This window comes from Edwardsiella hoshinae NBRC 105699 = ATCC 33379 (assembly GCF_000474215.1).
Classification (GTDB): Bacteria; Pseudomonadota; Gammaproteobacteria; order Enterobacterales; family Enterobacteriaceae; genus Edwardsiella; species Edwardsiella hoshinae.
Genome location: NZ_BAUC01000013.1, coordinates 1 through 22,272 on the forward strand (window position 1 = coordinate 1; position 22,272 = coordinate 22,272).

Here is a 22,272-nt window from a genome sequence, read left to right on the forward strand (position 1 = left end):
CAGAGGCATAGGCAGAGGCAGAGGCAGAGGCAGAGGCAGAGGCAGAGGCAGAGGCAGAGGCAGAGGCAGAGGCAGAGGCAGAGGCAGAAATGGGTGGGAGCCCTGCCAGCTACATCCCGGCACACACCTCACCTGCTACGGCTGCTTCCTTCCGGACCTGACCGAATTCACAAGCTAGTGTTGCGGGAGAACCAACAGGGCCCCCATAACGAGCGCCGCAATAACAACGCGCGAGCATTATCGGCGATGCCAGACACAATTGCAAGGCGGCTCCCGTTAAACGTTGTTTTCTTAGACAATCGACTTGAGCCGCGCGCTATAAACACCGATAATCGCGCTATGACGACGCCCAGCCCCCCTGACCACCACGACACCTTTCAGCAGCGCGTGCTACTCTGCGTCGCCGCCATCCCCGTTGCTCGGGTCGCCACTTATGGTCAGATCGCGGCGCTAGCCGGCCATGCCCGCGCCGCCCGACGTGTCGGCGCCATTCTGCGTGCTCTGCCTGAAGACACGCGCCTCCCCTGGTACCGGGTGGTCAACCGCCTTGGCACTCTCTCGCTGCAAGGCGACGCATTCCTACGCCAACGCCGGGCGTTACAGGCCGAGGGGATCGCCGTCGATGAACAGGGCGTGCTCGATTTGGCGCGCTGGCGCTGGCACCCCTAACGCAAATTTCGCGCAAGATTGACGCCGCCGCCTCGGTTGCGCACACTGTGGCCTATGTAACATAGGTTAAGGTATTACCGATGAGTCAGGCGTTACAGCAGTTGCTGAACCTTTTAAATCTAGAAAAAATCGAGCAGGGCATCTACCGGGGGCAGAGTGAGGACTTGGGGTTGCGTCAAGTCTTCGGCGGCCAGGTGGTCGGCCAAGCGCTGTATGCCGCCAAGCAAACAGTCGACCCGGCACGCCAGTTGCATTCGTTTCATAGTTACTTTTTACGTCCCGGCGACAGTCGGATGCCAATTGTCTACGATGTAGAGATCCTGCGCGATGGCAATAGCTTCAGCGCCCGACGCATCAAAGCCATCCAACACGGGCAGCCGATCTTCTACATGACCGCCTCCTTCCAAACGGAAGAGACGGGCTTCGATCACCAGAGCTCCATGCCGCAGACGGCTGGACCGGCCGGGTTAGCCAGCGAGGTCGATATCGCGCGCGCGTTACAACAGCACATCCCCGCAGCGGTGCGTGAGGCCTTTACCCGCGAACAGCCCATTGAAATGCGTCCGCTCCACTTTCATAACCCTTTACAGGGTGAGGTCGGCCCAGCGCAGCGCTATGTCTGGGTACGCGCCAACGGCACGTTACCCGACGATCCCCGCGTCCATCAATATCTGCTGGGCTACGCCTCCGACTTCAACTTTCTACCGACGGCCTTACAACCGCATGGCAAAGGCTTTCTTGAGCCAGGGATGCAAGTGGCGACGCTCGACCATGCCATGTGGTTCCATCGTCCCTTCCGTCTCGACGACTGGCTGCTGTACGCTATCGATAGCCCCTCCGCCTCTGGTGGACGCGGTTTGGTACGCGGGCAATTTTTTGATCGCCAAGGGCGGCTAGTTGCTTCAGCCATGCAGGAAGGCGTCATTCGCCAGCATCCGGCGCGTTAGTTCCGCGCCGGCGCGGCGCCGCCGTTAACGGTTATAGGCGCTCTCTCCGTGGCTGGTCACATCCAGCCCGGAATGCTCCTGCTCTTCGCTGACTCGCAGCCCGACGCACTTATCGGCGACCTTATAGGCGATCAGCGCCGCCGCCGCCGACCAGAGAACACTGACCAGCACACTCAGCGTCTGTACCCACAGCTGATGCCCCATGGTAACGCCGCTGGCGTAGCCCGTCCCCCCCAACACATCGGCACTCAGTACCCCGGTCGCCAGACAACCGACGATGCCGCACACGCCATGTACCCCGAATACATCGCAGGCGTCATCCACCTGTAACCACTGTTTCAGCGCCACCACACCCCATAGCCCCGCCACACCAGCCAGCAAGCCGAGTAATAACGCCCCGCCGACACCGACGCTCCCTGCCGCCGGTGTCACCGCCACCAACCCGGCGATACAACCGGAACAAGCCCCCAGTAGTGAAGGAGTGCCACGCAGCCACCACTCCAGCAACAACCATGAGAGGATGGCACCAGCCGCGGCGATTACCGTATTGAGGAAAGCCAATGCGGCAATGTCGCTAGCCGCACCGGCAGAGCCGGCGTTAAAGCCAAACCAGCCGACATAGAGAATGGCGCTACCAAGAAAGACCAGCGGCAGGCTGTGGGGTTTAAACGCTTCGCGTCCGTAACCGCTACGCGGCCCCAACAGATAGGCGCCGATCAGTCCGGCCACCGCCGCATTGATATGCACCACCGTGCCACCGGCGAAATCCAGTGCACCGTCTGCCGCCAGCCAGCCGCCTCCCCAGACCATATGTGCCAACGGAATATAAGAAAGGGTAAACCACAGCACCGCGAAGATCAGCACCGCGCCGAAACGCATGCGCTCGGCGAAAGCGCCAACCACCAACGCTACGGTAATGATGGCGAAAGAGCCTTGAAAGGCAACATGCACCAGAGTCGAGATCGAACCGGTAACATCGTGCAAGCCGACCCCGCGTAGCATCACGCGGTGCAAATTGCCCACGACGGCATTGCCGCTACCAAAGGCCAAACTATAGCCATACAACACCCACAACACGCTAACCAGCGCGAAGATCACCATCACCTGCGTCATCAACGACAAGACATTCTTGGCGCGCAATAGCCCGCCATAGAATAAAGCGATTCCCGGCAGTGTCATAAACAACACCAGTGCCGTGGCGATCAGCATGAAACCATTGTCTGCCCGATCCGCGAGCGGCGTCGCGGCTAGAGCCGTCCCCGGCAACCACAACGCCACAACCATCCCCTTACGCAATGTCATCATTTCCCCCCCCTCCCTGCCCATTATCACAATGCCGCCTCATCGCATTCGCCAGTACGAATGCGTACCACACGAGTTAAGTCGGCGACAAAAATCTTGCCATCACCGATTTTCCCACTGCCCGCAGCCTGGCAGATCGCCTCGATCACCGCCTCCAGCCGCTCATCTGCCAGGGCAATCTCGATCTTGACCTTGGGTAAGAAATTGACGGCATACTCCGCACCACGGTAAAGCTCGGCGTGCCCTTTCTGGCGGCCAAACCCCTTCACCTCGGTCACCGTCAATCCACAGATGCCAATGGCCGAGAGTGCATCGCGCACCTCATCCAACTTGAACGGCTTGATCACGGCACTCACCAGTTTCATCGCTCTCTCCTTTGTGGACACCACCTCATACGCCGAAAGATTCAGCAAATGTCATGCCATACATGAAAATAGTGAGAGAAAGTGCAGTATTCATGCGGGGTTAGTCACAAAATTGACTGGTAACGGTGTGCGAATGGACTAGCACCGAAATGGTGCAAAACGCGAGGGAAGCGGCCCAATATAGCGCAGCATGAAACACGGACCAGGATGGGCCGGCACACCGCCTGGGGCATGGGGGAGATGTGAGCATGACGCGGGGATACGTGCGCCAGCGCGCACTAGTCGCGTAGCGGCAGCGCTGTGGTGAACTTAATCTGCTCCATGGCGAAGCTGGAGGTGACATCGCTCAACCCTTTCACCGCTGTCACCAGGCGTTTATAAAACTCATCAAAGCTCTTCATGTCGGCTACCTGCACCTGCATCAGATAGTCGTACTCCCCCGCCATGCGATAAAACGCCAAGATCTCCGGCATATGTTCCACCTGTTGCACAAAATGGTGATACCACTCCGCACTGTGATACTGGGTCTTAATCGCCACGAAGGCGGTCAGTCCTAGGCCAAGCTTCTCCTTGTCCAGCAACGCGACCCGTTGCGTAATGTAGCCCTCCTCCTCTAGGCGCTTCAGACGCTTCCAGCAGGGGGTCGAGGTCAGATTGACCGCCTCGGACAACACTTGCAACGACAAGGTGCAGTCCCGCTGTAACATATTCAACAGGCTACGATCGATTTTATCCAACATAGGCACCTCCAGGAGAAATATTTCCTCCAATTAGGCCAATACGCGCAATAATAATCAATATTTTTCCCGCATAAATGGGATACGGCCAGAAGGATATCAGCGGGAATGGCAAGCAAAGAAAAAGCGCTAAGGGAACCATCCGGCCCCCTAGCACTTGGCTGCCAAACCTCAGTGATTCGGGGGGAAGGTGAGGTGAGATTGCGTGAGCCAACACGCTACTTGTTGTGCCACCGCCTGCTGGCGGCAGTCGCCGATTACGCGTAGATGGGGCAGAGCATATCGCAATTGCGCCAAAGCGTTACCCATGATGAATCCCTGGCCGACCATCGCGAGCATTTCCCGATCATTCATCGCATCGCCAAAGGCCATACATGCCGCCAACGTGATACCGAGATGCTCGCACAATACCGCTAATGCGTTGCCCTTATTGCTGCCTGGCGGCACCACCTCCAACGAATCCTGGCCGGAGAAACAGAGATCGCTGTGCCGAAGTGGCGGCGCAGGCGCTGCTGCAACGTCAACAAACGCTGATGATGATCGATGAAACAGATCTTGCAGATGCCATAGGCCGGTAGCTGGCGCAAATCCACCAAGCGATAGGCAAAGCCATCTGCCCGATGGGGGAGCAATAGCTCAGGACAGGCATGCCCCGTCAACCAACCATCATCACGGAACAGGTGCAACGATGCCATGTTGCTCCATGTCGCGTGCAACAGTTCATAGGCCACCGCCGGCGCCAGATCTTGGCTAAAGAGCAACTGGCCGTTGCGATCATGCACCCGGGTACCATTCGCGGTGATCAGGTGTCCACTCAGGCCAAGCCGCCGTGTCATGCGGCTAAGCTCCAGGTAATGGCGCCCTGTGGCGAAGGTCAGCATCACCTGCTGGCGCGTCAGGCGCTGCAAGGCATCAAGCATCTCTGCCCCGATGCGGTGATCCGGCATGAGAAATGTACCGTCCATATCAAACGCCGCCAAACGCATGTCGCCTCCCTCCCCCCCTCGCTACAGGTTGTGCAGTATCGCGCGATATTTACGGAACTAATAGTGAACAATTAGAGAAAAGTGTTCAGGATTTAGCGATGCACCTATTGCAACGGCTTAACCAATACCAACGGCTCTATCACTTCGCCGGAGATGCGCCTCGGGCAACCACCGTCGCCGAGCTGGCCGCCACACTCTGCTGTAGTGAACGCCATGCGCGCCCCCTCCTCAACCAGCTGCAAGAGGCGGGCTGGCTGAACTGGCAGGCCTGCGCCGGTCGGGGACGGCGAGGTCAATTACATTGTCGGGTGCCACTACAGCAACTGTACAGCCAACTGATGGCGCATCTCTTACTGGAGGGCAACCCTTCAGCGGCCTTACTCCTAGCGGCACGCGACCCGGCCCATCTGATACCCTACCTACAACCTCACCTCGGTGGGCAATGGTCGGCTGAACTGCCGACTCTGCGCATCCCCTATTACCGCTCACTGGAGCCGATCCATCCCCTGCAACTCAGCGGTCGCGCGGAGCAGCATCTGGCACACACGATCCATGCCGGGCTCACCCGCTTCATCCCCGGCAACACGACGCCACAGCCTGATCTCGCCCACCATTGGCACGTCAGCGCCGACGGCCTCTGCTGGCACTTCCAACTGCACAGCGATCTCCACGGGCATCATGGTCAGGCCATCACCAGCGCGCAACTGTTGGCAGTGCTGCAAATGCGACGCTCGCATCCGCAAGCTGGGGCCCTATTGACCAGCGTGTCGGCTATCGATCACCCCTCTCCACTGTGCTTACGCTTCACCCTCAAACGTCCCGACTACTGGTTGGCCCACCGGTTGGCGAATCTACTGTGTTTGCTGCCCCACCCGCAGCTAGCTGATATCGGCGCCGGACCGTTTCGTCTGGCCAATGCCGATCCGACGCTACTGCGCCTGGAGCAGTCCCCGGGATACCACTTGCAGCGCCCCTATCTGCACGCCATCGAATACTGGATCACCGCCGGACCACATGCGGCACTGCGCGCTTGCCAAGATGCGGTACGCATCCAGATCGGCGCAGATGAGGGAAAACAAGATATGCGCTGGCTCAAGAGCAGCACCAGCTTAGGATTCGGCTATATGGCCATCAATCAGCGGCGAGGGACGCTGACATCAGCGCAAGCGCGTTATCTGCTGGCACTGATGCGCGATGCGGAAAGCTTTAGTGCCCTAGCGCTTGAGGAGGGGATCACCCTACGCTGCGAAGCGCTGCTCCCCGGTTGGCCATTCCCCGAGGCCCCTCCCCCCCTTGTACGTTGCCCTCGCACCTGGTACTTCTGTCACACCCCGCCGCGCCCTTGCACCAATTGGCACGCCGTCTGCAATCTCGTCTGAGCCGCCTCGGTTGCACTCTAACCTTGCACTTTTTCGCAGGAAAACGCTGGCTCGATGAGGCGCAGCTGGCCCAGGCCGATATCATCTTGGGAGACAAACGCATCGGTGAGTCACCCGGTGCCACGCTAGACAACTGGCCTCGAACCGATCGCTTGTGGCCCGCGATCCTGCCGCCGGACGGCTATCGGGATACGCTGGATCACCTCAATCGCCAATAACAGGCGGCCAACAAAGCACAACGCCTGGCCGAACTCCGGCGGCTCTACGACACGTTGATGACACAAGGTTACCTGGCGCCGCTATTCAACTACCGTTATCAGGTCAGCGTCCCACCACGAGTCAAGGGTATCGTATTGACTGCCCACGGCTGGTTCGACTTTTGCCAAGCCTGGGTACCGGCGCCAGATGAAGACTGTTCATTGCCCGAGCCAGCGGCTACCATAGCCTGACGCTCTCTTTACTAGATTCTTGAGGTTTTTAGCTATGAAACGCGCCGTTGTGGTTTTCAGTGGTGGGCAGGATTCGACTACCTGCCTGATCCAAGCGTTGCAACGCTACGACGATGTCCATTGCATCACCTTTGACTACGGGCAGCGCCACCGCGCCGAGATCGATGTCGCCCGTAACCTGGCCCAGCAGCTCGGTGCCAGCGCTCACAAAGTGTTGGATGTCGGTTTATTAAACGAGTTAGCCATCAGCAGCTTAACCCGAGACAACATCCCGGTGCCGACCCAGAGCGAGTCGGGCATCCCCAATACCTTCGTGCCAGGACGTAACATTCTGTTCCTCACCCTGGCGGCGATTTACGCCTACCAGGTCGAGGCCGAGGCGGTGATCACCGGGGTCTGCGAGACCGACTTTTCCGGTTATCCCGACTGTCGCGATCAATTTGTCAAGGCACTCAATCACGCCGTGAGCCTGGGGATGGCCCGTGATATTCGTTTCGAGACACCGCTGATGTGGCTGAATAAGGCGGAGACCTGGGCTCTAGCCGACTATTACGGCCAATTGGAGCGTGTACGCCACGATACCCTGACCTGCTATAACGGCATTCAAGGCGACGGCTGCGGCCACTGCGCCGCCTGTCATCTACGCGCACACGGTCTACAGCAATACCAGGCCGATCCGGCGGGCGTAATGGCTGCCCTACGCCAGAAGAGCGGGTTAGCTTAACCCGCTCGCCTCCCCCCGAGCCTGGACGGCGGGGGCGGCTATAGCGCCAGGCGCGAACGATTCTTCTCTAACAGCGCCCGGCCAATTCCCTTCACTTGCAACAGTTGATCGAGGCTGGAAAAGGTACCGTGCTGCTGGCGGAAATCGACGATCGCCTTAGCCTTATCCAGCCCAACGCCCGTCATACCCGCTGCCAATGCCTGTGCCGAGGCCTGATTAATGTTCAAGCGTGCTCCCTGTGGCGGCGTACTCTGCCGCGTCTCGGCGGCGGGCGTACTGGCCGTGGCCGCAGCAACGCCCGTTGCGGCCTGGGGAGGTAGGGGGAAAAATAACAGGGAGAGCCACAGCGGGGAGGATAACAATAAGGTGAATAACGGCATAACAGTTCTCCTTCAGATCGGTTAACCAACGCGCTTACCATGCCTTAAGCTCCGACGGCTGACAAAAACCGGATGCCTGATACGCAAAAGGCCGCTGACGCGGCCTTTATCGTTTACATTGCTTCTCGTGCTACTGCGGCGGTCACTGCATTTCTGCCGCCGCGCCCAGCTTAATTTTACCATTAGCGCGCAGGTTATCCATCAGCGCCTCGAAGACGATCCCTGTCTCACCGGTCAGCATCTGCGCGGCGAAGGCTTTCTGTTCTTCCGCCGTCAGTTGGCCCGCTTTCACCGCATTCAGGCGGATCAGCACGATGTTATCCTGACGATCTTCCGAGAGGCCATAGACCGGCTTATTCGCCTGCGGATGTGGCAGGGCGAACACCGTGTCTACCAGTTGGCGGTCTTCGGAGGCGCGGGTCAACGTCTGCTCGGCAGCGAAGCTTAGGCCAGCGGCCTGCAACGCGGCATCGCCCTTGCCCGCCTGCAATTCGGCCAGCAGTTTCTCGCCTTCGCTACGTGCTTGGGCGATCGCCTTCTGGCGTTTCAGCAGTTCGCTCACCTGATCGCGAACCTGATCGAACGGCTTAACCGCCTCCGGCTTATGCGCGCTAACGCGCAGGACGAAGGCACGATCGCCCTCGACGCTGATCACGTCGGAGTTGCTGCCCGGCGTGCCGTTCTCGCCAAACAGCGAGCCATCAAAAATCGCCTGCACCACCGGCTTGAAGTTCAGCGCTGCCGGCACGCTATCACGGGTAAACCATGCGGTCTCGGTCGCCTTAACCCCCGCCGCCTCTTCGGCACCGGCCAAGGAGTCGTTATCGCTGGTGGCCGCATCGCTCACCTTTTGTTGCATGGCGTAGAAGGCATCCAACGATTTCTGCTGCTTCACCTTATCGGCGATAGCGGCACGTACCGCTGACAGGGGCTTAATCACCGCCGGTTGCGTGTCATCCAGACGCACGATCAGGTAACCGACGCTGGAAGCGATCGGCGCAGAAATCTGCCCCTTGCTCGTTAACTTGGCATCCAAGATCTCCTGCGGCGTCGTTTCCGGCTCCATCCACTCCAGCTCACCGCCATTCTTGCGGGAGATGATGTCGGTGGAGTGCGCTTTCGCCAGGGCGGCGAAGTCGGCGCCCTTGGCCAGTTGCTCCGCGATCGCCTTCGCTTCCGCCTCACTCTTCACCTGGATCACGCTGTACTTATTGCGCTCCGGTTGCGTGTAGCTGCGCTTATGCTGATCGTAATAGGCACTGATCTCCGCGTCGCTGACACTCATCTTGTCATTGATCGCGGCAGCATCCATCTCGATGTAACTCACGCGCACCGCTTCAGGCGCGATAAAGCTATTCTGGTGCTGTTGATAGTAACCTTGCAGCTCGGCATCGCTCACCTTCTGCTGCGGCATCAGTTGCTTGATATCGATGGTAGCGATGTTGATCAGGCGTTGCTGCATAGTCAGCGCCGCCAGCGCAGAGACCTCGCTCGGCAGCGTGAAACCGGTGGCGGTGAATCCCTGGATCAACTGTTGTGTCACCAGTTGCTGACGCAGTAATTGCGCATAGGCATCCGGCGTCAACCCCAGACGCGCCACCATCTCTAGGTACTTGGCGTTGTCGAAATGGTTATCCGTCTGGAAGTAGGGCATGGCACGAATCGCCTCTTTCACCTGCGCGTCGCTGATGGCCAGGTTTAATTTTTTGGCGTACTGATCGAGTAGCACATCATCGATCATGCGTGACAACACCTGCTGACGCAGCTGCTTCATGTACCCTTCGTTACCTGCCAGCACCGAGAACTGATCGCCCAACTGTTGCTGCAAACGGCTACGTTCATTCTGCACCGCCTGCTCCAGTTGGGCCCGGCTGATCTCCTGACCATCCACCTTGGCCGCATAGTCGCCGGAACCACCGATCAGATAATTACCTACCCCGGTCAGCACAAACGAGATGATGATCAGAGCCAGGATAACCTTGAGCACGACGTGATTGGCGGCCGCGCGTAAATTGTCCATCATAGTGTGGCAACACTCCGCTGTGATTGTTGGTAATACGTTGTGACTCCGCGTCGTGCCGGGACTCGCCCGGCTATGCACAGCACACGCTATAGATTAACTGCTTCAGGCTACCCTGACGAGGCATCGCGCCACAATGTGCAGGGAAGGCAGTTGCCAGCCATAAAAAAAGCGCATCAACATGATGCGCCTTGTATTTTACCTTAGCTACGCCATGGCGTCAGTCGATTGTTTGCGATTTGCAGAAATCGCCACCACCGATGCCCGGCACAGCGCGCCCTACGCTTAGTTCACCGCGTCTTTCAGCGCCTTGCCGGCACGGAAACCCGGTACCTTAGCGGCGGAAATCTCAATTTCCTTACCCGTCTGCGGGTTACGGCCTGTACGCGCGGCACGCTCACGCACATCAAAAGTACCAAAACCGACCAGAGCGACAGCATCACCCTGTTGCAGGCTTTCGGTCACGGAGGCAATGAAGGCATCCAGCGCACGACCGGCCGCCGCCTTGGAAATATCAGCACCCTCGGCAATCTTGTCGATCAGTTGTGATTTATTCACTCTCTCATCCCCTTTAAAAATCTCGGTCGCACAGGAAACAATCTCCCTACCGTACGACCGCGCAGCAGTTATCTCAAATCTGTCACGACCGACAAACGCATCGGCGGCGCTTGCTACGGCGGACAGGGCTCTACGTTAACGGCACAAAAAAAGGCTGGCAAGCCCGAAATGCGCCGCCAGCCGATGTTTTATCAACGTACTTTGCGATATGTCACTATTTCGCGGTGACCACGTCCATACCAAACGGTGCATTCTGCAACGCCAAGGCTAAAACCTCATCGATGCGCTTCACCGGATGAATGTCGAGATCGCGCAAGACGTTCTCAGGCATCTCTTCCAGATCCCGCTTGTTGTCATCCGGGATTAACACGGTTTTGATACCGCCACGATGCGCCGCCAGTAACTTCTCTTTCAACCCGCCGATCGGTAACACCTGACCGCGCAGGGTGATCTCGCCGGTCATCGCCACATCGGCACGAACCGGGTTGCCCGTCAGGCAAGAGACCAGCGCCGTACACATGGCAATACCGGCGCTCGGTCCATCTTTCGGCGTGGCACCCTCCGGCACATGGACGTGAATGTCGCGCTTCTCATAGAAGTCCTGATTGATCCCCAGTTTCTCGGCTCGGGCACGCACGACCGTTAATGCCGCCTGGATCGACTCCTGCATCACCTCACCCAGCGAACCGGTATAGGTCAACTTACCCTTGCCCGGCACGCAGGCGGTTTCGATAGTCAGCAGATCACCGCCCACCTCAGTCCAGGCCAAACCGGTCACCTGCCCAACGCGGTTTTCACTGTCGGCACGACCATAGTCGAAACGCTGTACCCCCAAATAATCTTTCAGGTTATCGCCATTGATCTCGATATGACGCAGCGACTTGTCTAACAACAGTTGCTTGACCGCCTTACGGCACAGCTTGGAGATCTCACGCTCCAACGCACGTACCCCTGCCTCACGGGTGTAATAACGGATGATGCCGACGATCGCACTATCGTCCACCGTTAGCTCGCCTTTCTTCAAGGCATTGCGCTCGATCTGCTTCGGCAGCAGATGCTGGCGAGCAATATTAAGCTTCTCATCCTCGGTGTAACCGGACAGGCGGATCACTTCCATACGATCCAACAGCGGCGCCGGAATGTTCATCGAGTTAGAGGTGGCGACGAACATCACATCGGACAGATCATAATCGACCTCCAGATAGTGATCGTTAAAAGCGACGTTCTGCTCCGGATCCAGCACTTCCAGCAGTGCCGAGGCCGGATCGCCGCGCATGTCGGAAGACATCTTGTCGATTTCATCCAACAGGAACAGCGGGTTACGTACCCCGACCTTCGCCATCTTCTGGATAAGCTTACCCGGCATGGAGCCGATATACGTCCGGCGATGACCGCGGATCTCCGCCTCATCGCGTACCCCCCCCAGCGCCATACGCACGTACTGACGCCCGGTAGCACGGGCGATAGACTGCCCCAGCGAGGTCTTACCTACCCCTGGCGGTCCCACCAGGCACAGGATCGGTCCCTTAATTTTGCTGACGCGGCTCTGCACCGCCAAGTATTCCAGGATGCGGTCTTTGACGCGCTCCAGGCCATAGTGGTCGGCGTCTAGAGTCTCCTGCGCCTTGCGTAGATCTTTCTTCACCTTGCTGCGTGCGTGCCACGGCACCTGCACGATCCAATCGATGTAGCCGCGCACCACAGTGGCTTCCGCCGACATCGGCGACATCATCTTCAATTTTTGCAGCTCGGCTTCCGCCTTCTCGCGCGCCTCTTTCGGCATCTTAGCCGCTTCGATCTTGCGCTTCAGCGCCTCGAACTCGTCCGGCGCATCGTCCATCTCGCCTAGCTCTTTCTGAATCGCCTTCATCTGCTCATTCAGATAGTACTCGCGCTGGCTCTTCTCCATCTGCTTCTTCACCCGATTACGGATGCGCTTCTCGACTTGCAGCAGATCGATCTCAGACTCCATCATCGCCATCAGATATTCCAGACGCTCGGCCACGTCGGACATCTCCAACACCGTCTGCTTATCATTCAATTTCAGCGGCATATGGGCGGCGATGGTATCCGCCAAACGGGCGGCGTCGTCGATGCTGTTCAGCGACGTCAGCACCTCCGGCGGGATTTTCTTATTCAGTTTGATATAGCCCTCAAACTGATTGATGGCGGTCCGTACCAGCACCTCCTGCTCACGCTCGTCGATCTCCGGCGTCGCCAGGTATTCCGCCTGGGCGGCGAAGTGTTCGCCGCCATCAGACAACGTGGTGATGCGTGCACGTTGGATCCCCTCCACCAGCACCTTCACCGTACCATCCGGGAGTTTCAGCATTTGCAGGATGGAGGCCACCGTCCCGACGGTAAACAGATCGTTGACGCCCGGCTCGTCGGTCGAGGCCTCTTTCTGTGCCACCAACAGGATCTTCTTGTCGTGATCCATTGCGGCTTCCAGGCAGCGGATCGACTTTTCCCGGCCTACAAACAACGGAATCACCATGTGCGGATAAACCACCACATCGCGCAAAGGCAATACGGGGATTTCTATGCGTTCGGAACGCTCAGGATTCATAGAGCTCTCTCTTTGTTTAGCTTCCGCCAGGTTATGGCGAAACAGCGCCATATCATGAATAAAGGCTGTTCCACCAAAGGATTATTAGAGTATATGGGGCTAGATTGACGGGATTCAACGCCACGATCTACGGAAAAAAAGGGGGGAATGCCATTCCCCCATTTCTCCTGCTATCCCTCAATCCAGCACGCCGACGGCGAACGCGTGCCACGGAGGGGGCGGGTTACTCGCCGGCGGCTTGCGCCTCGGGCTGTCCGTAAATCAGCATCGGCTTACTCTGTCCCTCGATAACCTGTTCATCGACCACCACCTTCTCCACATTCTCCATGGAGGGCAGATCGTACATGGTATCGAGCAACGTTCCCTCGACGATCGAACGCAGACCACGCGCACCGGTTTTACGCGCCATGGCTTTCTTGGCGATGGCGGTTAATGCCTCGTCACGGAACTCCAGCTCGACCCCTTCCAGGCTGAACAATGCCTGATACTGCTTGGTCAGGGCGTTCTTCGGCTCTTTCAGGATCTGGATCAGCGCAGCTTCATCCAACTCTTTCAGCGTCGCGACGACCGGCAGACGACCGATGAATTCCGGGATCAGACCAAACTTGATCAGATCTTCCGGCTCGACCTGGCCCAACAGCTCACTCTCGCTGGCCTTATCCGCCTTCCCTTTCACCTTCGCGCCGAAACCGATACCGGTGCCGGTATTCACACGCTGACCGATCACCTTATCCAGTCCGGCGAAGGCCCCCCCGCAGATGAACAGGATCTTGGAGGTATCGACCTGCAAGAACTCTTGCTGCGGATGCTTACGCCCGCCCTGCGGGGGAACGGCCGCTACCGTCCCTTCGATCAGTTTCAGCAACGCCTGCTGCACCCCTTCCCCTGACACGTCACGGGTAATCGATGGGTTATCTGATTTCCGTGAGATCTTGTCGATCTCGTCGATATAGACGATGCCACGTTGTGCCTTTTGCACGTCGTAGTCGCACTTCTGCAACAACTTCTGAATAATATTTTCGACGTCCTCACCGACATAACCGGCCTCGGTCAAGGTCGTCGCATCCGCCATGGTAAACGGCACATCCAGCAAACGGGCCAGCGTCTCCGCCAGCAGCGTCTTGCCGCTACCGGTCGGGCCGATCAACAGGATGTTACTCTTACCCAGCTCAACACCGTTGCTGGAATCTCCGTTACGCAGGCGTTTGTAGTGGTTATACACCGCCACCGCCAGCACCTTCTTCGCCTGTTCCTGGCCAATGACATAGTCATCCAGATGATGGCGGATTTCATGGGGCGTCGGCAGTGCGCTACGCTCGCGGTGCGGCGTCACGTCTTTGATCTCTTCGCGAATGATGTCGTTACACAGGTCGACACATTCATCGCAGATATACACTGACGGACCGGCGATCAGCTTACGAACTTCATGCTGGCTTTTGCCGCAAAAAGAGCAGTACAGCAGCTTGCCCGAGCCGTCTTTGCGCTTATCTGTCATCAGTAAACCTCTTTCATTTAATTGCTGTCCCACCCGCGACAGGCATACGCCCTATCATGGCCGTCGTGCTGATCCGCGCGGCACACAGCCTATCCAGACGAAAGCGCCCGTGGGCGCTTTATATCGCTATAGTATATCGGCGAATAGCCAGAGTGGCAGCATGGGGGAGCGGTTCGCCGCACAAATCAGGCGCGCTGAGTCAGCACGGCATCGACCAGACCGTAATCGACCGCTTCCTGTGCAGACATGAAGCGATCACGCTCGGTATCACGCTCGATCACCTCCAGCGGCTGACCGGAATGCTTGGCCATCAGGGTATTCATACGCGCTTTGATACTGAGGATCTCTTTCGCGTGGATCTCAATATCGGTCGCCTGGCCTTGGAAACCACCCAACGGTTGATGGATCATCACCCGCGAGTTCGGCAGGCAGAAACGCTTACCCTGTGCCCCGGCCGCCAACAGGAACGATCCCATTGAGCAAGCCTGCCCCATACAGATGGTGCTGACATCCGGTTTGATAAACTGCATGGTGTCATAGATAGACATCCCCGCGGTGATCACTCCACCTGGTGAGTTAATATATAAGTGGATGTCTTTTTCCGGGTTTTCTGCTTCCAGGAACAGCATCTGGGCCACGATCAGGTTGGCCATGTGATCCTCGACCTGCCCTGTCAGAAAAATAATGCGTTCTTTGAGCAGACGGGAAAAAATATCGTATGAACGCTCGCCGCGCGAAGTCTGCTCAACAACCATGGGCACCAACGCCATGTGCGGTGCTAACTCACGCTGGTCACTGTATGACATTAACCGTCTCCTATAGAAATCTCTTCAGCAGTGGTACATTTTGATTCTACTTGAGATAGGCCGGATTGACTATGCACAATCGGGCTCTCCTCCGCAGTCCCTGCGCCTCAGGCAGACAGTATTTTACTCATTTGGGGATGAACCCGGTGAAATAAAGGCGCTTGCTAAAAAAAAACCTTCGCCCTACGGCGAAGGTTTTTCAGACGACCTTAATCGATCAGACTAACAACTTAAGCCTGTGGCTGGTTCATCAGCTCGTTGAAGGTGGTCTCTTTCTCGCTAACTTTAGCCTGGGCCAGCAGCGCTTCAACCGCCTGCTCTTCCAGCGCCATGTTGCGCATGTTGTTCATCAGCTCTTTGTTCTTGCTGTAGAACTCGATCACTTCCTGCGGATCTTCGTAGGCAGAAGCCATCTCTTCGATCAGTGCGTTAACGCGAGCGTCGTCCGCTTTCAGTTCGTTCTTGCTGATCACTTCGCCCAGCAGCAGACCGACGATGACACGACGCTTAGCCTGCTCTTCGAACAGTTCGCGCGGCAGTTCCATCGCCTGCTTCTCATTACCACCGAAACGCTGTGCGGCCTGACGACGCAGTACGTCGATTTCGCCGTCGATCAAGGCAGCCGGAACATCGATTTCGTTCGCACTTACCAGACCGTCGAGAACCTGAGCCTTGATGCGGTTACGCACGGCGTTTTTCAGTTCACGGGTCATATTTTTACGAACTTCAGCTTTCAGGCCTTCCAGAGAGCCATCAGCCACGCCAAAACGTTTGATGAATTCAGCGGTCATTTCCGGCAATTCGCGCTCTTCTACTTTCTTCAGCACGATGTCGAACTTAGCCGCTTTACCTTTCAGGTTTTCTGCGTGGTAGTCTTCCGGGAAGGTCACGTCGATGACGAACTCTTCACCCGCTTTATGCCCCAGGATACCGTCTTCGAAACCCGGGATCATGCGGCCCTGGCCCATGGCCAGAACGAAATCGGTCGCTTTGCCGCCTTCGAAGGCTTCACCGTCGATGGAGCCGGTGAAATCGAGGGTCGCGCGATCTTCGGCACCCACAGCACCCTCTTTCGCCACCCAGGAAGCCTGCTGCTTACGCAGGGTTTCGATCATGGCGTCAACATCAGCGTCATTCACCTCAACCAGCGGCTTCTCAACCACGATGGTGTCCAGACCCTTCAGTTCGATCTCTGGGTAAACTTCGAACTCTACCGCGTAAGTGAAGTCGTCGCCCAGTTTGTATTCGCCCGGCACATACTTCGGCGCGCCGACCGGATTCAGTTTTTCTTTGATGATCGCGTCGACGAAATTACGCTGCATCAGATCGCCCAGCACGTCCTGACGTACAGATGCGCCATAACGCTGAGCGACGATGTTCATCGGCACTTTACCCTTACGGAAACCGTCAATGCGTGCCTTCTTGGCAACATTACGCAGTTCGCTCTCTACTGCTTTTTCGATGCTATCAGCAGTAACAGTAATATTTACGCGACGACCCAGGCCTTCGGTGGTTTCAACAGAAACTTGCATCTTATACCTCAAAAAATCACAGTGCTCGGTCAACGCTAGAAGCCGTTCTCCGCATCATGCCTGAGAGCCGCAACTTACTCTGAAGCGGGACGGCGCAAGAGTCACGCCCGCCGCCTTCCAAGTACCATTTCCGCCGTTATCGTCGTCCTCTCCTCGCGCTTACCTCGGCCAGCGCAGGAGACGCCAACGCATCACCGCCTCAATGTTGCTCGAAATTCATTGGGTCGATATCGCATTCCCTGTTTTCAGATGCGTCCCGAATACCATTCCGGAAAAATAGACGCGACATTATAGCGATGCGCGCACTGGGAGTCGAGAACCCGCGGGATTAAGTCACGCGGCGCCTCACACTTTCGCGCCGAACTCTCCGCTAGCCCCCGGCAACACGGACAAAAAAAGATGGCCATTAGGCCATCTCCGTCGCGGCGCTCGCCTCTGTTGGGCCGCAGCGCGCCTAAAAAGTTCCGTCTAAGCAAGGCTGGCGCTACCGTTACCGACACCGCGGCAAACCGGCGAGGCCAACACCGTATCCTGCAACCCCGCCCACTCTTTGCGGGTATAGGTATGCAACGCTAGGGCATGCACCCCATCGGCCATCTCTTCGGCCAACGCGCCGTAAATCGCGCGGTGGCGTTGCAGAAAGCGTTCGCCCTGAAAGCGGTCGCTGACCATGACCACCTTAAAATGGGTTTCCGATCCTGCCGGCACGTTGTGCCGATAACTTTCGTCTACCACATCGAGATAGACCGGCTCAAAAGCCGCGCGCAGTTTGGCTTCTATCTGCTCTCTCATCATACGACATCCCCTTATCCGGCAACGGCAGTGGTACATGACACGCTAACGCGTCGGGAGCACATCGCGGCGGCAGGCACCGCACTCGCATCCGATAGTCCCCGCGCCCCATCGGGGGCTGAGTCTATCTTTCCGCCTCCTTAACCTAAAGCGTAGCCGCTTTTTGCCATTCTACGCACTCCTTACATTAATTTAACGTCACGCTCTAGCGGCTTTCAACTGCAAATATAGCCTTATTATCAATAGGGTGAATCACCATTTCCGCCTACGGGCCCCGAGACGATCAACGCGGGAAGAAAATCCCCACCGGGGATCCCTCGCCCGCGGAGGCAATGGTATGATATACCTGTCCATCTCCTGCACAGCCGATGCAGTCCCTGTTATCACTCAACACCAGAAAATGGCTATCACAATGACTATGCTAAAAAAACTGTTTCTTCCTCTGCTGGCGCTGCTCGCCTTGGCCGGCTGCGCCAGCCAAAGTAATACTCTGAATATCAATCCGCAGATGGCGCTGCCACAGCCAGATCCTACGCTACAAGGCATCACTATCAGCATCAATGGCGCCGACGTTCGCCAAGATAAGGCGCTGGCAAAGGTCAACCGTGACGGTCAGTTGGTCACTCTGATGCCTCAGCGCGATCTGCGTTTCCTATTGCAAGAAATCTTAGAAAAGCAGATGAGCGCCCGCGGCTACATGATCGGTGCTAACGGTGCCGTCGACTTACAGATCGTGATTAACCGCCTGTATGCCGACGTTAGCGAAGGTAATCTGCGCTATAACATTACCACGCACGCCGATGTCTCCGTCATCGCTACCGCACGCAATGGTAGCAAGCTGGTGAAGACCTACCGCGCCAGCTATAACGAACAGGGTGCCTTCACCGCCAGCAATAGCAAGATCACCAATGCGGTCAATAATGCCTTGACGGACATCGTCAGCACCATGGCGCAAGACTCCAGCATCAGCGACTTCATTAAAGCCAACGCGCGTTAACCTGAACGCCGGTACGGCACGCCGTACCGGCCTATATCCTTATGCCAACAGCCTACTTTGCCATTTTCACCCAACGCCGCAGCGCCGTTCTGCTGTTGCTCGGCTTCGCCTCGGGGCTGCCGTTGGCCTTGACCTCAGGTACTCTCCAGGCCTGGATGACCGTCAGCGGTGTCGATCTAAAGACCATCGGTTTCTTCTCGCTGGTCGGCCAGGCTTACGTCTTCAAGTTTCTGTGGTCGCCGCTGATGGATCGCTACACACCGCCATTACTCGGCCGGCGTCGAGGCTGGTTGTTGTTGAGCCAAATTCTGCTGTTGCTAACTCTATTTGCCATGGGACTGCTCGATCCGCAGCGTCATCTGTGGTGGCTAGCGCTATTAGCGGTGCTGGTGGCGTTCTGCTCCGCCTCACAAGATATTGTCTTCGACGCCTATAAAACCGATCTGCTCAGCGCCGAGGAGCGCGGTGCCGGAGCCGCGATCTCGGTGCTCGGCTACCGCTTGGCGATGCTGGTCTCCGGCGGGCTGGCGCTATGGCTGGCTGATCGCTATCTCGGTTGGCAGGCGACCTACTGGCTGATGGCGGCGCTGATGTTGATCGGCATTGCCGCCACCCTATGGGCACCGGAGCCACAGTGTGATGTACCAGCCCCCCGTACCCTGGAGCAGGCGGTTCTGGCGCCGCTGCGCGACTTCTTCCAGCGCGATAACGCCTGGCTGATCCTGCTGCTCATCGTGATGTATAAGATGGGAGATGCCTTCGCCGGTAGCCTGAGCACCACCTTCCTAATCCGCGGCGTCGGCTTCGACGCGGGCGAAGTCGGCTTGGTCAATAAAACCCTAGGGCTGCTGGCCACCATCATCGGTGCCCTGTGGGGTGGGGTACTGATGCAGCGTCTATCGCTGTTCCGTGCCCTGATGCTATTCGGCCTCCTGCAAGGGATCTCCAACTTCGGCTACTGGCTATTGGCCATCACGGATAAGAGCCTGTTGACGATGGGCAGCGCCATCTTCCTGGAGAATCTGTGCGGCGGCATGGGAACGGCCGCCTTCGTCGCGCTACTGATGACCCTGTGCAACCGATCATTCTCCGCCACGCAATTTGCCCTGTTATCCGCGCTCTCCGCCGTTGGCCGCGTCTATGTTGGCCCTCTCGCTGGCTGGTTTGTCGAGCTGCATGGTTGGCCACTGTTCTACCTGTTCTCTGTGATCGCCGCCCTACCGGGACTGGCGTTGCTACTGCTATGCCGCCGCACACTGGAGTATGTTCAGGCGACCGGGACATTCCGCCAACGCCAGGCCTACGTCCAAGGCTATCGCTACGCACTGCGTCTGTTACTCGCTGGCGTACTGCTCATCACCCTCTGGCTGCTGGCGCTGCTGGCAGGGTACCTCGGGATGGCGGGGTTATCCTCTCTGGAGGAAACACTGTTTATCCTGGCGCTAACCCTATGTATAGCCGGTGTACTCTGGGGAGCCTGGCTCGACTACCGGGCTCAGACGCTAGCGCCACCACAGGCGTGAGAGCCGACCGATTCGCGTACCGATTCGAGGTTGTAATGAATGATTTTCGCATGACCCCCAACGAGCGTAAGGCTACCTGGGGACTGGGTGCCGTCTTTTCCCTGCGTATGCTAGGGATGTTTATGGTGTTACCGGTGCTGACCACCTATGGCATGTCCCTCAGCGGTGCCAGTGAGGCGCTGATTGGCTTAGCCATCGGCATTTATGGCGTTACCCAGGCGCTGTTGCAGATCCCCTGCGGCATTCTCTCCGATCGCCTGGGCCGTAAACCGTTAATCGTCGGAGGACTGCTGATCTTCGCCCTCGGCAGCGCCATCGCCGCACTGACCGACAATATTTGGGGCGTGATCCTGGGACGGGCGTTGCAAGGCGCCGGTGCCATCGCGGCGGCGCTGATGGCGCTACTGTCCGACCTGACTCGCGAACAGAATCGCACCAAGGCGATGGCTTTTATCGGGGTCAGTTTCGGCCTCACCTTCTCCCTCGCCATGGTCGCTGGCCCTTTACTCACACATATTCTGGGGCTTTCCGGCCTGTTCGCGCTGATCGCCCTGCTGGCATTACTCGGCGTAGTGATCACCCGTTACCTGATCCCCGAGCCGACGTCGCACCGTCTGAATCGCGAAGCCAGCATGGTGCGCGGCGCCTTTGGCCGGGTCTTGGCCAACCCGGCGCTATTGCGTCTCAATGCCGGGATCATGTGTATGCATATCCTGTTGATGTCCAGCTTTATCGCCCTGCCACCGTTGATGGAGCAAGCCGGGTTAGCGCGCGGTGAACAATGGAAAGTCTACCTTGGCACCATGCTGGTGGCCTTTATCGCCATGGTGCCCGGCATCATCTATGCCGAAAAACAACGGCGCATGAAGCCGGTGTTCCAATTCTGTGTAGTGGTATTGATCGCCGCCGAGGTGGTGTTGTGGTACGCCGGGTTGCATCTGACGGGCATCATCCTGGGGATACAGCTCTTCTTCTTCGCCTTTAATATGATGGAGGCCATGCTGCCCTCGCTGATCAGTAAGGAGTCACCACCCGGCTATAAAGGCACTGCCATGGGCGTCTACTCCACCTGCCAGTTTATCGGTGTAGCTATCGGCGGTATTCTCGGCGGCCTGGTTTACGCGCGCGGCGGGGCCGAGGCGGTATTTACCGGCTGCGCCGTGTTAGCGGTGATGTGGTTTGTTATCAGCCTGACGATGCAAGAGCCGCCTTATGTCAGCAGCCTACGCATCGTGCTACCGCCGACGCTAACGGCAGACGCATCCCTGACGCAACAGCTACGCCAGCTAACGGGAGTGAGCGACGCCATACTGGTGGCCGAGGAGCACACGGCCTACATCAAGATCGATAGCCTACTGACCAGCCGTGCCGCCATCGAACTGTTCCTGCAAAACTGTGCCGAGACGGCGGCCAGCGCGGCGGAGCCGACGTAAGGCCGCTACGCCCCGGCGCCTGCGATCAGTCGCGGAAGTTATTAAACTGGAACGGTTGGCCCAGATCGGCGCCTCGCACCAACGCCATCACGCCCTGCAAGTCGTCGCGTGACTTCCCTGTCACGCGCAGTTGATCGCCCTGGATCTGAGTCTGCACCTTCAACTTGCTGTCTTTGATCAGCTTGACCAGTTTCTTTGCCATCGCCGACTCAATGCCCTTCTGTAGCTTGGCTTCCACACTGTACAGCTTGCCGCTGTGCTCACACTCATCCGGGATGTCCAACGCCCCAGCTTCGATGCCGCGCTTCACCAACTTCTCACGCAGAATATCGACCAACTGCTTCACCTGAAAGTCAGAGATGGTCGTCAACTTGATGCTCTCGCTCTTCTCATTCAGTTCGATGCTGGCCTCGACGTTACGGAAATCCCAACGTGAAGCCAGTTCGCGCGTGGCGTTCTCCACCGCATTGCGCACTTCCTGCAAATCCACTTCGGATACGATATCGAATGACGGCATGTTACTTCTCCTCTCGCTATGATGCCGAGCATCATAGCGGCTCAGCGCCATGATGCAAGACACAGACGCCCCCCAGGCTTTTCCCTGAACAG

General features: G+C 57.7%; 21 protein-coding genes, 1 other RNA gene and 1 pseudogene. 9 read left to right on the top strand and 14 right to left on the bottom strand.

All coding sequences use genetic code 11. The features are described 5' to 3' along the window. Positions 1-100 precede the first annotated feature (100 nt). Positions 101-197: signal recognition particle sRNA small type (gene ffs / locus EHO01S_RS18190), an RNA gene on the bottom strand. Positions 198-339: 142 nt separating this feature from the next. Here ffs and EHO01S_RS05590 point away from each other — a divergent pair. Further along, the gene (locus EHO01S_RS05590; protein WP_024523033.1) at positions 340-669 is read left to right on the top strand and encodes an MGMT family protein; all 330 of its coding nucleotides are present in this window, start codon (positions 340-342) and stop codon (positions 667-669) included. 80 nt (positions 670-749) lie between these two features. After that, on the top strand, positions 750-1,616 hold the full coding sequence (gene tesB, locus EHO01S_RS05595) for an acyl-CoA thioesterase II (RefSeq protein WP_024523034.1): 867 nt from the start codon (positions 750-752) through the stop codon (positions 1,614-1,616). A 24-nt stretch (positions 1,617-1,640) separates the two neighbouring features. Here the strand turns inward: tesB and amtB are convergent, their stop codons facing one another. The 4 genes and pseudogenes from amtB to cof form a co-directional block, all read right to left on the bottom strand. Then, on the bottom strand, positions 1,641-2,918 hold the full coding sequence (amtB, locus tag EHO01S_RS05600; protein ID WP_024523035.1) for an ammonium transporter AmtB: 1,278 nt from the start codon (positions 2,916-2,918) through the stop codon (positions 1,641-1,643). Positions 2,919-2,944: 26 nt separating this feature from the next. Further along, positions 2,945-3,283: a P-II family nitrogen regulator gene (gene glnK, locus EHO01S_RS05605; RefSeq protein ID WP_024523036.1), complete on the bottom strand. Its 339-nt coding sequence runs from the start codon at positions 3,281-3,283 to the stop codon at positions 2,945-2,947. 278 nt (positions 3,284-3,561) lie between these two features. Further along, positions 3,562-4,023: an Lrp/AsnC family transcriptional regulator gene (locus EHO01S_RS05610; RefSeq protein WP_024523037.1), complete on the bottom strand. Its 462-nt coding sequence runs from the start codon at positions 4,021-4,023 to the stop codon at positions 3,562-3,564. Positions 4,024-4,191: 168 nt separating this feature from the next. Then, positions 4,192-5,006 (bottom strand): annotated as a pseudogene (cof, locus tag EHO01S_RS17435) (HMP-PP phosphatase). A gap of 98 nt (positions 5,007-5,104) precedes the next feature. Between cof and EHO01S_RS17440 the strand changes: the two are divergent. From EHO01S_RS17440 to queC, 4 genes are read left to right on the top strand one after another with little or no spacing between them, the layout of a single operon-like run. Then, the gene (locus EHO01S_RS17440; protein ID WP_332270415.1) at positions 5,105-6,385 is read left to right on the top strand and encodes an SgrR family transcriptional regulator; all 1,281 of its coding nucleotides are present in this window, start codon (positions 5,105-5,107) and stop codon (positions 6,383-6,385) included. A gap of 23 nt (positions 6,386-6,408) precedes the next feature. Next, entirely contained in the window at positions 6,409-6,603 is a 195-nt protein-coding gene (locus EHO01S_RS19395; protein ID WP_332270414.1) for a hypothetical protein, read from the top strand. Between the two features lie 57 nt (positions 6,604-6,660). Further along, the gene (locus EHO01S_RS19400) at positions 6,661-6,834 is read left to right on the top strand and encodes a hypothetical protein (RefSeq protein WP_332270413.1); all 174 of its coding nucleotides are present in this window, start codon (positions 6,661-6,663) and stop codon (positions 6,832-6,834) included. Between the two features lie 34 nt (positions 6,835-6,868). After that, a complete protein-coding gene (queC, locus tag EHO01S_RS05625) occupies positions 6,869-7,558 on the top strand; it encodes a 7-cyano-7-deazaguanine synthase QueC (protein ID WP_024523038.1) in 690 nt (229 codons plus the stop codon). Positions 7,559-7,596: 38 nt separating this feature from the next. Here the strand turns inward: queC and EHO01S_RS05630 are convergent, their stop codons facing one another. The 8 genes from EHO01S_RS05630 to bolA form a co-directional block, all read right to left on the bottom strand. Continuing rightward, on the bottom strand, positions 7,597-7,938 hold the full coding sequence (locus EHO01S_RS05630) for a helix-hairpin-helix domain-containing protein (RefSeq protein WP_051355197.1): 342 nt from the start codon (positions 7,936-7,938) through the stop codon (positions 7,597-7,599). Between the two features lie 142 nt (positions 7,939-8,080). Next, positions 8,081-9,961, bottom strand: coding sequence for a peptidylprolyl isomerase (gene ppiD, locus EHO01S_RS05635; protein WP_024523040.1), 1,881 nt, complete (start codon positions 9,959-9,961; stop codon positions 8,081-8,083). Between the two features lie 282 nt (positions 9,962-10,243). Beyond that, positions 10,244-10,516 (bottom strand): nucleoid-associated protein HU-beta, encoded by a 273-nt coding sequence (gene hupB, locus EHO01S_RS05640; RefSeq protein WP_005283482.1) that lies wholly within the window; start codon positions 10,514-10,516, stop codon positions 10,244-10,246. Positions 10,517-10,730: 214 nt separating this feature from the next. After that, entirely contained in the window at positions 10,731-13,085 is a 2,355-nt protein-coding gene (lon, locus tag EHO01S_RS05645) for an endopeptidase La (protein ID WP_024523041.1), read from the bottom strand. Positions 13,086-13,308: 223 nt separating this feature from the next. Next, positions 13,309-14,580 carry an ATP-dependent protease ATP-binding subunit ClpX gene (gene clpX, locus EHO01S_RS05650; RefSeq protein WP_024523042.1) on the bottom strand — a complete coding sequence of 424 codons (1,272 nt, stop codon included), beginning with the start codon at positions 14,578-14,580 and terminating at the stop codon, positions 13,309-13,311. A 185-nt stretch (positions 14,581-14,765) separates the two neighbouring features. Beyond that, entirely contained in the window at positions 14,766-15,386 is a 621-nt protein-coding gene (gene clpP / locus EHO01S_RS05655; protein ID WP_005296829.1) for an ATP-dependent Clp endopeptidase proteolytic subunit ClpP, read from the bottom strand. Positions 15,387-15,616: 230 nt separating this feature from the next. Then, a complete protein-coding gene (tig, locus tag EHO01S_RS05660; protein WP_024523043.1) occupies positions 15,617-16,918 on the bottom strand; it encodes a trigger factor in 1,302 nt (433 codons plus the stop codon). 468 nt (positions 16,919-17,386) lie between these two features. Beyond that, positions 17,387-17,713: a transcriptional regulator BolA gene (gene bolA, locus EHO01S_RS05665; RefSeq protein ID WP_005283468.1), complete on the bottom strand. Its 327-nt coding sequence runs from the start codon at positions 17,711-17,713 to the stop codon at positions 17,387-17,389. Between the two features lie 415 nt (positions 17,714-18,128). On the opposite strand from bolA, the gene EHO01S_RS05670 reads away from it, so the two are divergent. From EHO01S_RS05670 to EHO01S_RS05680, 3 genes are read left to right on the top strand one after another with little or no spacing between them, the layout of a single operon-like run. After that, positions 18,129-18,707 (top strand): lipoprotein, encoded by a 579-nt coding sequence (locus EHO01S_RS05670; RefSeq protein ID WP_024523044.1) that lies wholly within the window; start codon positions 18,129-18,131, stop codon positions 18,705-18,707. A 41-nt stretch (positions 18,708-18,748) separates the two neighbouring features. After that, complete coding sequence (ampG, locus tag EHO01S_RS05675; protein ID WP_024523045.1) at positions 18,749-20,230, top strand: muropeptide MFS transporter AmpG; 1,482 nt, start codon at positions 18,749-18,751, stop codon at positions 20,228-20,230. A 35-nt stretch (positions 20,231-20,265) separates the two neighbouring features. After that, on the top strand, positions 20,266-21,663 hold the full coding sequence (locus tag EHO01S_RS05680) for an MFS transporter (protein WP_024523046.1): 1,398 nt from the start codon (positions 20,266-20,268) through the stop codon (positions 21,661-21,663). 25 nt (positions 21,664-21,688) lie between these two features. Here EHO01S_RS05680 and EHO01S_RS05685 read toward each other — a convergent pair whose 3' ends face one another. Further along, positions 21,689-22,180, bottom strand: a complete 492-nt coding sequence (locus tag EHO01S_RS05685) for a YajQ family cyclic di-GMP-binding protein (RefSeq protein WP_024523047.1) — start codon at positions 22,178-22,180, stop codon at positions 21,689-21,691. Positions 22,181-22,272 lie beyond the last annotated feature (92 nt).